The following is a 14,950-nucleotide window of genomic DNA, read 5'->3' on the forward strand; positions in this document are numbered from 1 at the left end:
GTGGTCGATCCCGATATTCGCTGGCATCATTCGTCGCGTTCGTTTTCCCGACCCGATGAGGAAAAGTGAAGAAGTTCATCGCGCCGACCGTCGGACTGCTGCTGCTGGGGCTGGCCGGATGTGGCGCCGCCGACCAGGCGACCGCTCCCGAGCCGAAGTCCCAGACCGCCCCCGAGCAGGCGGAATCCGAAGCAGCGACGCCCGAGGTCGGCGGCAAGGACGTCGCATTCGGCGAAACCGCGGGCGTCACCAACGAATCGGGCGGCAAGTACGCCATCACCGCCAGCGCGCTGCAGGACGTCACCGAATTCTCGGTGGAACCGGTGGAGGGGAAGTACGTTTCCACCGATGTCGAGGCCTCGCTGATCAGCGGGACCGGAGGCGCCGTCGCCTCGGTCGGTTTCATGCTCGTCGACGCGGCCGGCAACGAGTACGTGAGCGCCGCGCCGAACGGGGAGAACATGGACGGCGTGCTCTTCGCGACGCTGCTGACCCAGGGCGATTCCGGCAGCGGGAAGGTGTTCTTCGACGTGCCCGCCGACGCCACCGGGCTGAAGCTGGTCTTCCAGCCGCTGACCGCCACCGAGCCGATCGGCAGCTGGAGCTAGGCAGCGCCCGCGAGGGTGCGGAGGACTTCGCGCAACCCGTCCCGGATGCCGGAGTCCTCCACCAGGCCGTCCGGGCCGACCGCCTCCCGCGGCACGAACAGCCGACCGCAGGCCGGTTCCACCAGATCGACCGTCAGGTAGCGCAGCACGGTGGTCAGCGTGCCGATCGCGCCGTCACCGCGGCCATCGGCCGCGACGTTGATCCAGGCCACCGGTTTGCCGTTCAGCTCGGTGCCGCCGATCGACCAGTCCAGCAGGTTCTTGAAGCTGCCGGGCAGCGTTCCGGCGTACTCCGGGGTGCAGAACAGCACCGCGTCCGCCGCGGCCACCCGGCCCCGGAGCTCGGCGACCGCGGGCGGCAGCGGGTCCACGTCGTCGTCCGGGTTGAACGCGGGCAGATCGGCCAGTCCTTCGTGGAGCACCGCCCGCACCCCGTCCGGCGCGACCTCCCGCGCGGTGCGCAGCGCGGCGGTGTTCGTGGAACCGCTCCGCGTGCTGCCCGTGATGAGCAGGATCTCGAACACCACCGCACCTCCGCACCGTCTCGTGCGATGAACCTACCGCCCGCTCACGGGTTTTCGAACCGGACCTCGGGATAGCGCGGGGACGGGCCGTCCAGCAGGTGCTGCGGGACGCCGCGCAGGTGGAAGTCCGCGAACGCGTCGAGGTAGTCGGCGGTGATGCGGGCCGCGCGGTCACCGGCGATCGGCTCCGGTCCCAGGTCGATGCCCAGCTGCTCGGTCAGCGGCGAGTAGTCGGTGAACGACCAGTGCGACGAGCCCTCGACGGAGAACCAGCGCTTCCAGCCGGTCAGGTGCGACCAGGTGCCGTCCCAGCTGGTGTCCGCGCCGGGCCGACCGTGCTGGTCCGCGCCCAGCATCAGCAGCGGGCGGTCGGAATCGGCGGTCAGGCCCGGGTGGAACGTCCCGTCCAGGTTCGCCGCCGCGCGGAAGCGGTCGTCGGCCAGCAGCGCGCGAGCCGCCGCCGCACCGCCCATGGAGTGACCCGCCACCACGACGCGGTCGCCGTCGATCCCACCGCGCTCGATCAGCTCGTCGAGCACGAACGACAGGTCGGCCGCGCGGTTCTCCGCCACCGCCACGCCGTCCGGTTTCGGCGTGTGCTCGCAGGCCAGGCAGCCGGTGACCCGGCCGTCCGGGAAGGTGATCGCCTTCGCCTCGTAGTTGTGGTCCACCGCGGCGACCGCGTAGCCGCGGCTGGCGAGGTCCTCGGCGAGGCCGGTCAGCGAGGTGCGCGGCAAGGAGAACCCGGGCGAGAGCAGCACCAGCGGGAGATCGCGGTCCGGCGGCTCCGCGTCGACGCCCGCGTGGGTCCTGGTGGTGCTGAGGATCTCCGGTGGCGAGCCGTTGAGTTCCAGTCCTTCGAGGATCCGGCGGGATTCCTCCGGCGTGACGTACTGGGCGCGCGGGGCGTCGTCGTCGCGGGTCGGGTACCAGAGCGAGACCACGAGCTCGCGCTTCTCCTGCGGGACCCAGGGATCCTGCCTGCTCTGGTCGACGAGGTGCAGCGAGGTGGTGCCGATCGCGTGCGGGCCGGACGGTTGCGGCAGCGCCGGAACCGGATCTGCCACCGCGGTCGGGCCCAGCAGCAGAGCGCTCGCCGAAACGGCGGCTATCAGCGTTCTCATGCCGTCAGCGTCGCGCTCCGGGATCACCTGCGGACCCGGGAGAACCCTGGTTCAGGCCCGCAGATCCACCCAGACGAGGTGGTGGTCCGAGGTGTCGTTGAGGCGGGACAGCTCCTCGTCCGACGTCGGCCAGAAGACCCCGGAGCGCAGCGGGATCAGCGGCGCGGACGGCAGCACGTAGTCGATCCGGAGGTTGCCCGGCTTCTCGTCGTTGAAGTCGCCCGTGTCGAAGTACGGGCTGCCGCGGTGGTTCTCGTTCGCGCCGCCCTGGGTCAGGCCCGCTTCGATCGCGCCGATGCTGCCCGGCCGCGGATCGATCACGCGCGGGGCGCCCAGCAGCTCGCGGATCCCGTTGCTGTCGCCGTCCAGCGGATCGGAGTTCTGGTCGCCTGCCACGACGAACCGGGCGCCGGGGCGCAGGCCGCCGCGCTCGCCCTGGTCGTCGTAGATGTAGTCGCCGCGCTTCGGCGTCACGTAGTCCGCCCAGAACCGGATCTCGTCCTGGTTGCGCAGGACGTTGCGCTTCTCCGGGCCGTCGAAGGCGGGCGGGGTCGGGTGCGAGGTGAGGAAGTGCACCGTGCGGCCGCCGACGTCGATCGGCAGGTCCCAGTGCGACTTCGAGGACAGGCGGACCTGCGCCAGCTCCTCCGGGGTGAACCAGTCGGCGGGCTCGGGCGTCGCCGGGTCGTCCGGCAGCCGCGCGCCCGGCATGTCGGCCCAGCGGAACTGCTGGAAGGTGCGGGCCTCGCCGATCGGGTACTTCGAGAGCACCACCATGCCGTACTGGCCGGGGAACACGCCGAAGCCGTGCGCGTCGCCCGGCCCGCCGATGGCGCCGTCCTTGTCGAGGTCCATCCCGGACGGCACACCGGTGTTGACCGGCGCGGTGTAGGCGTAGGGGTAGTCGATCGGGTCCGCGCCGTGCTGGCCCCGCGCGAGGTAGTTGGTGCGGAAGGCGTCGACCGCGGCGTTGCCCTCGACGTAGTCGAACTCGTTGAGCAGCAGGACGTCCGGGCGGGTCCGCTGCACCACCTCGGCCACCTTCCGCGCCTGCTCGTCGTCCGGTGTGGACAGATCGGCCAGCAGCTCGCCCTCGGCGGCCCGGTTCAGCGAGGCGTTGAACGTCGCGAACCGCACCGGCTCGGCCGCGTTCGCGGTCGGGGCGACCAGCGCGGCGGACACCGCGGCCGCCACCACCCATGCAGCTCGTTTCACGACGTCACCTCTCGCAGAACCGTTGTGCCCGACCACGGTGTCAGAGAACCGTGGTCGGGCACCCAACAGAAGCACAACTCCAGCTGAAGCTTTCATCTCGGTCGGAGACCGCAGCCGCGGCGCCCAACGCGCCACGCCGCGGAAGCGGTCGCATGCGCCGAAGGCGCATAACCCACCCTCGCAGCTGGCACCGCCGCGGGTTCTCAGCGTTCGCCTGGCGAGGACAGCCCGAGCGCCGTGTATTGGTCATACATAAGACCGGGATCCCGGAGTCCAGGCGGACGCTGAGGTTCCGCTACCCGCACCGCTACGCAGAACGAGTCCGGAAGAAAGCTCCTCAGCCCAGGTTGTGGCCGTGGCCGACCTTCGGGCCCTGGTCCTGGGCCATCATCGTGGTCTGCGCGGCCCGCAGCTGCGCGCGCTCGGCGCGGGTCTGCATGCCGTTGACCGCCTCGGTGCTCTGCGAGTAGGCCTGCACCACGTTGGCGATGCCCTTGGTCATCCGCTCCAGCGCGACCCGGTCCACGTTGGAGAGGTCGTCGCCCGCGCCGTGGTAGTTCGGGTCGAACGCGATGCCCGCGGTGCCGCCCCACTTGGCGGCCTGCTCCTCGGTCTTCAGGTCCTCGACACCGGTGTGCATGCCGCCGGACGGGATGCCCACCGCGATGAACTCGCCGTAGTCGGAGCGGCCGTTGAACTCGCTCGGCTCGGACTCGATGCCCTGCGCGGCCATCGTCGCGATGAAGTCGTCCTTGATCTGACCCGAGCCCTGCGGGCCCGACGGACCACCGGTCGAACCGTCACCGTCGTAGACGAAGTAGCCGGCGTTCGGCGAGCCGATCATGTCGAAGTTCAGGTACAGCGCGATGTCGAGCTGCTCCTCGAAGCTCAGGCCCTGCACGTACTGCGTCGAGCCGATCAGGCCGGACTCCTCCGCGCCCCACCACGCGAACCGGACCGCGTTCTCCACGTCCGGGCTGCTGCCCAACTTCAGCGCGGTCTCCAGCAGACCGGCGCTGCCGGTGCCGTTGTCGTTGATGCCCGGGCCCTCCGGCACGCCGTCCAGGTGCGCACCGGCCATCACCACGTTGTCGGTCCGCCCGGTCTTGGTCTGCGCGACGACGTTGCGGGTGGTCACGGTCTCGAACCGCGCCTGCACGTCGAGCTTCACCTCGGCACCGGCCTGGCCCGCCAGCGCCTCGCCGACCTGCTTGGTGACACCGGCGGTCGGGATGCGCCCCGCGTCCGCGCCGCCGAGCGTGCCGTTGAGCGGGCCCTCGGCGTTGTTGTAGATGATCGCGCCGACCGCGCCGGCCTCGGACGCCAGCTGCTGCTTCGTCGCGAAGTCGCAGGCGCCGCGCTGGATCAGCACGACGGTCCCGGTGACCTCGGTGGCCGCGAAGTCGGTGGCCTCGCAACCCGGGGTCTCGTCGACCGGCAGGACCGCCAGCGGCGCGGTCAGGCCGCCCTGCGGGGTCGCCGGGGAGTACTCCAGGGCGTCGCCCTCCGTCGGCTGACCGGCGACCGCGAGGCTGAAGGAGTCCTTGAAGTACGCCTCGTAGGTGAACTCCGGGGTGGTCACGTCGAAACCGGCGCGCTGCAGCTTGCCCGCGACGTAATCCACGCTGGCCTCGTAGCCCGGCTGCCCGGACGCGCGGTTCCCGCCGTTCTGGTCGGCGATGCGCTGGAAGGCGATCAGGTGCCGGTTCACGGCGTTGCCGGTGATGCTCTCGCCGAGGTCGGCCGGGGCCGCGCTGGCCGGGGTGACAGCGAGCACCGCCGCCGCGCAGCTCGCGGCCAGAGCGGTGATCGAACGCCTGGATGTGATGGTTCGCAAACTCATCATGCTCCCCGTTTCGGGTGGATTTCGTGGTGGCAAGCCTTGAGAGGATCACGCTGCGACGTCAAGGCCTTACCAGGAAGAGTTAAGAACCAGGGATCAATTCCCGTTTTTCCCGTATTGTGCGACTGGTCCGGTCCACTCGCACCGTCCGCTTCGGACTCCGGGGTCCGCCGGTGATCGCGCATCCGTACCCCGAGAGGCTGGCGCCGGGCGCACGCGCGCGGACGACTTCACCGACAGGCTCTACTGTCGCGGACATGTACGCCATCGCGATCCGTGAACCGGGTGAACCGGACGTCTTGGAGTGGACCGAACACCCCGACCCGCGACCGGGTCCGGGCGAGGTGCTCATCGACGTCGCCGCCAGCGCGGTCAACCGCGCCGACCTCAGCCAGCGGGAGGGCAACTACCCGCCGCCGAAGGGCGCCAGCGACGTCCTCGGCCTCGAATGCTCCGGCACCATCGCCGAACTGGGTGAAGGCGTCGAGGACTGGCAGGTCGGCGACGAGGTCTGCGCGCTGCTGTCCGGCGGCGGGTACGCCGAGCGCGTCGCGGTGGCCGCCGAGCAGGTGCTGCCCAAGCCCGCCGGGGTCGACCTGGTGGACGCCGCCGGACTGCCCGAGGTGTGCTGCACCGTCTGGTCCAACGTGATCATGGAGTCCGGGCTCCGAAGTGGACAGCTGCTGCTGGTGCACGGCGGTGCGGGCGGCATCGGGACCTGCGCGATCCAGATCGGCCGGGCGCTCGGCGCGCGGGTCGCGGCCACCGCGGGATCGGCGGAGAGCCGCCGGCTGTGCGCCGAGCTCGGCGCCGACCCGGTGATCAGCTACCGGGACGAGGACTTCGTCGCGGTCGTGAAGGCGCTCGGCGGCGCCGACGTCGTCCTGGACAACATGGGGGCGTCCTACCTGGACCGGAACCTCTCCGCGCTGGCTCCCGACGGGCACCTGGCGATCATCGGCATGCAGGGCGGCCGCAAGGCCGAGCTGGACCTGGGGAAGATGCTGGTCAAACGGCTGCACGTGTCGGTGCTGGGACTGCGCGGCCGCCCGCTGTCGGGCCCGCACGGCAAGGCCGCGATCGTCGCCGACGTGCGCGAACGGCTGTGGCCGCTGGTCGAAGCGGGCCAGGTGCGGACCCCGGTCCACGACCGCATCCCGCTCCGCGAAGCGGCGCGCGCCCACGCCGTCCTCGAAGCCGGCGACGTCCGGGGCAAGATCCTCCTGGTCCGCTGACCCGCGACGCTCCGCCCAACGCGGTGGTGGTCAATTTCGTACGAAATTGACCGTCACCCGGGTGAACGTCAATTTCGTACGAAATTGACGCCGCCCGCCCGGTCAGGTGAGTTCGGCGATGGCGCGGACGAGCTGGTCGACTTCCGCGGCGTTGGTGTAGTGGGCGAGGCCGACGCGGACCGCTCCGCCCACCTCGCCGACGCCCAGGACCGCGAAGACGCCGTGGGTGCCGGGGTCGGCGAAGGCGCAGACCCCGCGGTCGGCCAGGTGCTCGACCGCGTCCACCGCCTTCACACCGGAGACCGTGAACGCCATCGACGGGACGCGGCGCATCGCGTCGCCGATCAGCATCACGTGGTTCATCTTGCGGAGCCCGTTGGTCAGGTTCGCCAGCAGCCCCGCCTGGTACGACTTCACCGAGCCCAGCGAGGTCAGCAGCCGTTCGCGGCGCGGCCCCACCGCGGCGTCGTCCAGCGCCGCCAGGTAGTCCACCGACGCCACCAGGCCGGCCAGCAGCGGGTAGGCGGGCGGGCCGAGCTCCATGCGCTCCGCACCGCGCGCGCCGGGCTCCAGCGCCACCGACGGCAGCTGGTCGAGCATCGCGGCGTTCTTGAACACCAGCGCGCCCACCGGCGGTCCGCCCCACGCCGAGGCGTTCACCGCCACCACGTCGGCGCCCATCGAAGTGATGTCCAGCGGGACGAACGGTGCCGCCGCGGAGGCGTCCACCACGACCAGCGCGCCGTGCTCGGCCGCCGCTTCCGCGGCCTGCCGCACGTCCGGCCGGGTGCCGACCGCGCCGGAGGCGGCGGTGATCGCCACCACCTTCGTGCGCGGGGTCACCAGCTCCTGGTACTGCCAGGTGGGCAGCTCGCAGGTCTCGATGTCGACCTCCGCCCAGCGGACGGTGCCGCCGGAGCGCTGGGCCGCGCGCTGCCACGGCGCGACGTTGGCCGGGTGGTCCAGCCGGGAGACGACCACGTCGTCCCCGATCATCCACCCGTCGCCGAGCGCGTCGGCGAGTCGTTGCAGCAGAACGGCGGAGTTCGGACCGAGCACCACCCCGGCCGGGTTCGCCCCGACCAGGTCGGCAATGGAGCGACGGGCGGCTTCCACGATCGCCTCGGCGCGCTGCGATGCGGGGAAGATCCCGCCCGGACCGGATACCGGGGCCCGCAGCGCGGTGGACGCCGCGGTCGCCACTTGTTCAGGAACCTGCATGCCTGCCGGGGCGTCCAGGTGCACCCACCCGTCGCCGAGCGCGGGGAACAGCCCGCGAACCGCCGCGACGTCGAACGCCATGCAGCACACGTTACGTACGAGGCGGGCCGCACCGGCTGCCGGGTGGTCGATATCGCATCAATCCGCCGCGCGAGCGATCATCCGGTGACGTGGCGTGGTCGGCTGCCCGTTTCCAGGCCCGTGAGTACTTTGGGGTGCCATAGCGCCCCGAAACGCTCACGGGAGTCCACCCGCAGCTGGCGGACTCCGCCCACGCGAAGCGTCCAGCAACCCGCCAGGATGGAGACATGACCCGCGAAGACAGTGAGGGCAGGCCGCAGGTGTTCGTGGTCGGCGAGGACGGCAAGCCGCTCGGCGCCACCGCCGAAGGCGAGCAGCCCGAGCGCGGCGAGGACATCAACGAGCTGGTCGAGCAGCCCGCCAAGGTGATGCGCATCGGCACCATGATCAAGCAGCTGCTGGAGGAGGTCCGGGCAGCGCCGCTGGACGAGGCCAGCCGCAGCAGGCTCAAGGAGATCCACCAGTCCTCCATCCGCGAGCTGGAGCAGGGCCTGGCGCCGGAGCTCATCGAGGAGCTGGAGCGGCTGTCGCTGCCCTTCGCCCAGGAGAGCACGCCGTCGGAATCGGAGCTGCGGATCGCGCAGGCCCAGCTGGTCGGCTGGCTGGAGGGCCTGTTCCACGGCCTGCAGACCGCGCTGTTCGCCCAGCAGATGGCGGCCCGCGCGCAGCTGGAGCAGATGCGCCGCGGCCTGCCCGCGGGCAGCACCGCCGAAGCCGAGCACCCCCACCCCCGCGGCACCGGCCAGTACCTCTGAGGCATCGGGGTGGCCGCGGTTTCAACCGGGACTGAACCACATTTCCGCTGAGACCGTGGTCACCCCTGAGCGCAGTTCGCGGTTTCGAGCGGCACGCGCACTGTGCGTGGGGGCGCCGCAGCGGTGCTCGCGCCGTGGAGTGATGCCCTGGCCCGGAGTGCACACCATCGATCGGTACTCTGACGCACTGTGCAGTCCACGAGCACGGTAGACCGCCCCCCAGCGCCCCCCGAAACTTCGTCGCGAACTTGGCGCAAGGCAGCCAAGGACCTCGGCGACGGTTTCCGGCAGAAGCAGCTGTGGGCCCACCTCGGCTGGCAGGACATCAAGCAGCGGTACCGGCGATCGGTGCTGGGCCCGCTGTGGATCACCATCGGCATGGGTGTCACCGCCGGTGGGCTCGGCCTCATGTACTCCACGATCTTCGGCCTCAAGGCCGCGGACTACGTGCCGTACATGACCGTCGGGTTCATGATCTGGTACTTCATCCAGGGCTGCCTGCTCTCAGGCACCGAGGTGTTCATCCACAACGAAGGCCTGATCAAGCAGCTGCCCGCACCGATCACGGTGCACGTGCTGCGCACGGTGTGGCGGGAATTCCTGCTGTTCCTGCACAACCTGGTCGTCTACGCGGCCATCCTGCTGATCTTCCAGCCACCGATCACCTGGTCGGTCTTCCTCGCGATCCCGGCCATCTTCCTGCTGCTGCTCAACGGCGGCTGGGTGGTGCTGCTGTTCGGCGTCGCGAGCACCCGGTTCCGCGACATCCCGCCGGTGGTCGGCAGCTTCATCCAGCTGCTCTTCTTCCTCTCCCCGATCGTCTGGCCGATCGAGATCCTGGAGAAGAACGCCGGGGAACGGGCCGCGCTGGCCCAGCTCAACCCGATCTACCACTTCGTGGAGATCGTCCGGGCACCGATGCTCGGGACGCCGCAGTCCTGGCACCACTGGGTCGTCGTGCTCGGGTTCACCGTCGGCGGCTGGCTGCTGGCGCTGTTTGTCATGCGCAACTACCGCGCACGTGTCGCCTACTGGGTCTGAGTGAGGTCGAACTGTGGTCAGCATCGACGTCTGGAACGCAGCGGTCGACTTCCCGATCTTCGACGCGAAGTCCCGCTCGCTGAAGAAAGCCGTGCTCGGCAAGGCCGGCGGCAAGATCGGCACCGACAGCCGGGTACCGATCATCGAGGCGCTGCACGACATCAACTTGTCGCTGCGGCACGGTGACCGGGTGGCCCTGGTCGGCCACAACGGCGCGGGCAAGTCCACCCTGCTGCGGCTGCTCAGCGGCATCTACGAGCCGACCCGCGGCAGCGCCCGGGTGGTCGGCAAGGTCGCGCCGGTGTTCGACCTCGGCGTGGGCATGGACCCGGAGATCTCCGGCTACGAGAACATCATCATCCGCGGCCTCTTCCTGGGCATGACCCGCAAGGAGATGGAGAAGCGGATCGACGACATCGCCGAGTTCACCGAGCTCGGCGACTACCTGGCGATGCCGCTGCGCACCTACTCCACCGGCATGCGGGTGCGGCTGGCGCTCGGCGTGGTGACCTCGATCGACCCGGAGATCCTGATCCTGGACGAGGGCATCGGCGCGGTCGACGCGGAGTTCCTGGAGAAGGCCCGCGACCGGCTCAACGACCTGGTCAAGCGGTCCGGCATCCTGGTGTTCGCCTCGCACTCCGACGAATTCCTGATCGAGCTGTGCAGTTCGGCGATCTGGATGGACAAGGGCGGCATCCGCGAGCAGGGCTCGCTGCGCGAGGTCCTGACGCACTACAAGGGGTACGACCCCTTCGAGCACCTCAGTGAGGAAACCCTGGCCCGGATCGGCGAGTCCGCGGCCACGATCGGGAGCAAAGAAGGCGCATGAGCACCGACTCCGCACAGCAGCTGCCCGCCGGATCCGTAGTCGCGGTGATCGTCACCAGACACCGTCGCGAGCTGCTGGCCGAGTCCCTGAAGGTGATCGGCAGCCAAACCAGACTGCCGGATCACCTGGTGGTGGTCGACAACGGTCCGGACCAGTCCGCCGAGGACGTGGTGGCGGACTGCCCCATCCCGTCGACCTACATCGCCTCGCAGCGCAACCTGGGCGGCGCGGGCGGCTTCGCGCTCGGCATGCTGACCGCGCTGTCGCTGGGCGCCGAGTGGGTGTGGCTGGGCGACGACGACGGCCGCCCGGCCGACGAGCAGGCGCTGGAGACGCTGCTGGAGGTCGCCACCAAGCGCCGGCTGGCCGCGGTGTCGCCGGTGGTGGTCAACATCGACACCCCGGACAAGCTGGCGTTCCCGCTGCGCCGCGGGCTGACCTGGAAGCGGCGGGTCAGCGAGCTCGGCGCGGGCGATTTCCTGCCCGGCATCGCCTCGCTGTTCAACGGCGCGCTGTTCCGCGCCTCGACGCTGGACGTGGTGGGCGTGCCGGACTACCGGCTGTTCTTCCGCGGTGACGAGGTGGAGATCCACCGGCGCGTGCTGCGCTCCGGGCTGCCGTTCGGCACCACGCTGAAGACCCGCTTCCTGCACCCGGACGGCTCGGCGGAGTTCAAGCCGATGCTGGGCGGCCGGTTCCACGCGCAGGACCCGTCGGACGCGAACAAGCGCTACTACACCTACCGCAACCGCGGTTACCTGCTGTCGCAGCCGGGCATGCGCAAGATCGGCGCCCTCGAGGTGATCCGGTTCGGCCTGTACTTCGTGGGCCAGAAGCGCGACCCGAAGGCCTTCAAGGAATGGCTGCGACTCGTGCGCCAGGGCCAGCGCGAGCAGTTCTTCCGCCGCTGACCGACGAGGGGGCGCGAGCGCGCGAAGCTCGCGCCCCCTTCTCGTCGCCAGACCGGCTGCGGTGAAATGGAAAAGCTGTCACCGGCCGGTCACGAAATACTGAGAGTGGCCTGAGACCGCAGCTCACGGGGTTGGCCGAGGTGTTCGGTTGCACACCCGCGGAATGCCGCGAAAGGGCCCGGACCAGCAACTACTATTCTCCACCCGTGCTCAGTGGCCAGGAGGAAAGCCGCCGAACGGACGATGCGTCGGCGCGCACCGAGACGAACCGGAAACCGCCCGCGAAACGGCTGAAGATCTTCGCGTCGGTCTTCGGGCTGCTCGGCACCGTGCTCGCGCTGGCGGTGCCGTTCCTCCCGGTCAACTACGACATCACCACGCTGAAGTGGCCGACGGCCGAAGGCACCAAGTCGGTGTCCGCCCCGCTGCTGAGCTATTCGCCGCTGTGGCTGAAGGCCGACGTCCAGTGCGCCTCGGCGCGCAGCCTCGACGCGCGCACCAACGGCCCGGGCATCCTGCTGAGCACCAACCCGCCGTCCTCGGACTACGGCAACCTGACCGGCCTGGTGCTCCAGGTCGACAACGGGCACCTGACGCTGCTCAACAAGGGCCAGCAGATGGGCACCGTGCCGCTGCCAGGGGGCGACTGCGCGATCTCCCTGCGCTCCGACGCCTACGAGACCACCGCGACCGTGGGCGCCGAGTCGCTGGCCAGCCTGCACGGCGACCAGCGGCCGCAGCTGACCGGCATCTACTCCGGCCTCAACGACGCGATCGACGACGTGCGCGGCCTGTCCTTCGAGGCCCGCGTCGACAACCGCTACGAGAGCCAGGCGACGGCCATCAAGCTCACCGCGATGGCGCTGGCCGTGGCGGCGTTCATCGGCTCGCTGATCTGCCTGCGGCGGCTGGACGTGCGCGCCGGGCGACGCCCGCCGAAGTGGGCCCCGGCGGGCTGGTGGAAGCCGACGTTCCGGGACGCCTCGGTGATCGGGGCGCTCGTCGTCTGGTGGGCCATGGGCGCCATGACCTCGGACGACGGCTACATCCTGAACATCGCGCGAGCGCGCGAGAGCTTCGGGTACGTCAGCAACTACTACCGCTGGTTCGGCGGACCGGAAGCGCCGTTCGGCTGGTTCTACGAGCTGTACGCGCTGTGGGTGCAGGTCTCCACGGCGACGCCGTGGGTGCGGCTGCCCGCGCTGCTGATGGGCATCGTGTCCTGGCTGCTGATCAGCCGCGAGGTGCTCCCGAGGCTCGGCCAGCAGGTGCGGCGCTCCAACGCCGCGGGCTGGGCCGCCGCCGCGGTGTTCCTGGCGTTCTGGCTGCCCTACAACAACGGCCTGCGTCCCGAGCCGGTCGTGGTGCTGTTCTCGCTGCTGGCGCTGTGCGCCGTCGAGCGCGCGGTGGCCACCGGACGGTTGATGCCCGCCGCGCTGGGCCTGGTCGTGGCCGCGCTGTCGGTCGGCGCGAACCCGCACGGCCTAGTGTCCGTGCTGCCGTTCATCGCGGCGCTGAAGCCGCTGTTCCGGCTGGTGCGCAAGCGGGCGCAGGAGTTCGGCTGGCTGCCGGTGCTGGCGCCGATCGCCGCCTCCGGCTTCGTGATCCTGACGCTGGTGTTCTCCGACCAGACGTTCAAGTCGGTCATGGACGCCACCGAGCTGCGCACCGACCTCGGCCCGAGCCAGAGCTGGTACGAGGAGCTCAGCCGCTACAACCTGCTGTTCAGCTCGACGCCGGACGGCTCCATGACGCGCCGCTTCCCGGTGCTGCTGGTGATCCTGTGCCTGGTGACCTGCGCCGTGGTGCTGCTGCGCCGCAGCCGGATCCGGGGCGCCGCGCTCGGCCCGAGCCGACGGCTGCTGGCGATCACCGCGATGTCCTTCGGCGTGCTGGTGCTGACGCCCACCAAGTGGTCGCACCACTTCGGCATCTTCGCCGCCTTCGGCGGTGCGCTGGCCGCGCTGACCGCGCTGGCCACCAGCAGCACGGTGCTGCGCTCCAAGCGCAACCGCGCGGTGTTCGTCGCGATGCTGATGGCGATCCTGGCGTTCGCCGCCACCGGCCCCAACGCGTGGTGGTACGTCTCGGGCTGGGGCGTGCCCTGGTTCAACATGCCGCCGCAGATCGCCGGCTACAAGCTGAGCACGATCTTCCTGGTCGTCGCGGCCATCGCGCTGATCGTGGCGTTCATCGAGCACCTGCGCATCGACGAGAACAACCCCAAGGTCGTCGACGAGCGCTTCGGGCGCGAGGAGAAGCGCAGCCGCGCGCTGCGGCTGGGCACCGCGCCGCTGTCGATCGTGTGCGCGCTGCTGGTGCTGTTCGAGCTGGCCAACTTCGGCAAGGTCATCCAGAAGCAGTGGGGCAGCTACAGCATGGGTGCCGACAACGTGAAGCAGATCGTCGGATCGAGCTGCGGGTTGTCGGACTACGTCTACGTCGAGACCAACCCGCAGTCCGGCATGCTGCGGGTCTCGCCCGAACAGCCGAGCACCGGCGCGCCGTCGCAGGACGTGCGCATCCCGATCCCGCCGAAGCGGCTGGAGGGCAAGGAGGACATCAACGAGTTCATGCGGGCCAAGATGGTCGGCTTCAACCGGCCCGGCCTGCCCGCGGGCGACGGCACCGACCCGCAGGAACCCGACTGGAAGCCGCCGCACCAGTTCGGCAACGACCGGGCACCGGTGTGGGGCAGCTACGACCAGGCCGGAACCGGCACCGGCGAGCTGCGCACCCAGTGGTACGACCTGCCGGAGCGGGCCCGGACCGGTGAGGTGCCGGTGGTGATCTCGCTGGCGGGCAACGAGTTCGGCGCGAACTCGATCTCGCTGGAGTTCGGCCACGACACGCCGGAGGGCTTCCTGATCACCGCGCGCAAGTACGTGGTGCAGCCGGGCGGCCCGGGCTGGCGGGACTTCCGGTACACCGTCGGCGGCCTGTCCGAGGGCGCCACCAAGATGCGCGTGGTGGCCACGGACAACTCGGTGGGCCCGAACGGCTGGATCGCGATCAGCGCCCCGCGCGCGCCGCAGCTGGTGAACATGACCGACTTCGTCGGCGACCAGCCGACGTTCGTGGAGTGGACGGCGGCGCTGGTGCACCCGTGCCTGCAGCTGCCGGGCGTGCACAACGGCGTGGCGGAGATCCCGAAGTTCCGGGTGGCGGCGGGCGCCGAGGTGCGCGAGGTCGGCCAGGGCTGGTCGTCGCCGGACGCGGGCGGGCCGTTCGGCTGGCTCAACGTGGCGACCAGCATGCGCGAGCTGCCGACGTACCTGAAGAACAACATCCACCGGGACTGGGGCTCGCTGTACGCGGTCGACCCGTACGAGCCGGACGCGCTGCCCGCGCAGGCGGCGATGCAGGTGCACCGCGAAACGCACTGGGGCACCTGGACGCCGGGCCCGCTGTCGAAGACGGTCCACCTGCCGGGCGACGTCCCGAGCAGCGACGACCGCAACGACGTCAAGGCCTTCGAGGTCCCGGAGGAACCGGAACCCGAGCAGTGACGGAGCGGATCCGTCCCCTCGGTGTGCGATTTCAATTGAAATTGCGTTCTC

General features: G+C 70.3%; 12 protein-coding genes. 7 read left to right on the forward strand and 5 right to left on the reverse strand.

Annotation, left to right across the window (positions count from 1 at the left end):
* Positions 1-65 precede the first annotated feature (65 nt).
* Complete coding sequence (locus OU416_RS18045; protein WP_270928148.1) at positions 66-608, forward strand: DUF4352 domain-containing protein; 543 nt, start codon at positions 66-68, stop codon at positions 606-608.
* Here OU416_RS18045 and OU416_RS18050 read toward each other — a convergent pair.
* The 4 genes from OU416_RS18050 to OU416_RS18065 all read right to left on the reverse strand — a co-directional run bounded on the left by OU416_RS18050 (position 605) and on the right by OU416_RS18065 (position 5,314).
* The gene (locus OU416_RS18050) at positions 605-1,135 is read right to left on the reverse strand and encodes an NADPH-dependent FMN reductase (RefSeq protein WP_270928149.1); all 531 of its coding nucleotides are present in this window, start codon (positions 1,133-1,135) and stop codon (positions 605-607) included. The genes OU416_RS18045 and OU416_RS18050 overlap by 4 nt on opposite strands.
* A 41-nt stretch (positions 1,136-1,176) precedes the next feature.
* Entirely contained in the window at positions 1,177-2,256 is a 1,080-nt protein-coding gene (locus tag OU416_RS18055) for an alpha/beta hydrolase family protein (RefSeq protein WP_270928150.1), read from the reverse strand.
* A 51-nt stretch (positions 2,257-2,307) separates the two neighbouring features.
* Positions 2,308-3,471, reverse strand: a complete 1,164-nt coding sequence (locus tag OU416_RS18060; RefSeq protein ID WP_270928151.1) for an endonuclease/exonuclease/phosphatase family protein — start codon at positions 3,469-3,471, stop codon at positions 2,308-2,310.
* A 337-nt stretch (positions 3,472-3,808) separates the two neighbouring features.
* The gene (locus OU416_RS18065; RefSeq protein ID WP_372907183.1) at positions 3,809-5,314 is read right to left on the reverse strand and encodes a M28 family metallopeptidase; all 1,506 of its coding nucleotides are present in this window, start codon (positions 5,312-5,314) and stop codon (positions 3,809-3,811) included.
* 257 nt (positions 5,315-5,571) lie between these two features.
* On the opposite strand from OU416_RS18065, the gene OU416_RS18070 reads away from it, so the two are divergent.
* Positions 5,572-6,549 carry an NAD(P)H-quinone oxidoreductase gene (locus tag OU416_RS18070; protein ID WP_270928153.1) on the forward strand — a complete coding sequence of 326 codons (978 nt, stop codon included), beginning with the start codon at positions 5,572-5,574 and terminating at the stop codon, positions 6,547-6,549.
* Positions 6,550-6,651: 102 nt separating this feature from the next.
* On the opposite strand, the gene OU416_RS18075 is transcribed toward OU416_RS18070, so the two are convergent.
* A complete protein-coding gene (locus OU416_RS18075) occupies positions 6,652-7,851 on the reverse strand; it encodes a cysteine desulfurase-like protein (RefSeq protein ID WP_270928154.1) in 1,200 nt (399 codons plus the stop codon).
* A 227-nt stretch (positions 7,852-8,078) separates the two neighbouring features.
* Between OU416_RS18075 and OU416_RS18080 the strand changes: the two genes are divergently transcribed.
* The 5 genes from OU416_RS18080 to OU416_RS18100 all read left to right on the forward strand — a co-directional run bounded on the left by OU416_RS18080 (position 8,079) and on the right by OU416_RS18100 (position 14,899).
* Positions 8,079-8,606 carry a bacterial proteasome activator family protein gene (locus OU416_RS18080; RefSeq protein WP_270928155.1) on the forward strand — a complete coding sequence of 176 codons (528 nt, stop codon included), beginning with the start codon at positions 8,079-8,081 and terminating at the stop codon, positions 8,604-8,606.
* Between the two features lie 189 nt (positions 8,607-8,795).
* The gene (wzm, locus tag OU416_RS18085) at positions 8,796-9,647 is read left to right on the forward strand and encodes a galactan export ABC transporter permease subunit Wzm/RfbD (protein ID WP_270928156.1); all 852 of its coding nucleotides are present in this window, start codon (positions 8,796-8,798) and stop codon (positions 9,645-9,647) included.
* A gap of 13 nt (positions 9,648-9,660) precedes the next feature.
* On the forward strand, positions 9,661-10,479 hold the full coding sequence (gene wzt, locus OU416_RS18090) for a galactan export ABC transporter ATP-binding subunit Wzt/RfbE (RefSeq protein WP_270928157.1): 819 nt from the start codon (positions 9,661-9,663) through the stop codon (positions 10,477-10,479).
* Positions 10,476-11,390 carry a galactofuranosyltransferase GlfT1 gene (glfT1, locus tag OU416_RS18095; RefSeq protein WP_093150243.1) on the forward strand — a complete coding sequence of 305 codons (915 nt, stop codon included), beginning with the start codon at positions 10,476-10,478 and terminating at the stop codon, positions 11,388-11,390. The genes wzt and glfT1 overlap by 4 nt, the downstream gene beginning before the upstream one ends.
* A gap of 206 nt (positions 11,391-11,596) precedes the next feature.
* A complete protein-coding gene (locus OU416_RS18100; RefSeq protein WP_270928158.1) occupies positions 11,597-14,899 on the forward strand; it encodes an arabinosyltransferase domain-containing protein in 3,303 nt (1,100 codons plus the stop codon).
* Positions 14,900-14,950: the final 51 nt, after the last annotated feature.

The organism is Saccharopolyspora indica (assembly GCF_027853965.1).
Taxonomy (GTDB): Bacteria; Actinomycetota; Actinomycetes; order Mycobacteriales; family Pseudonocardiaceae; genus Saccharopolyspora; species Saccharopolyspora indica.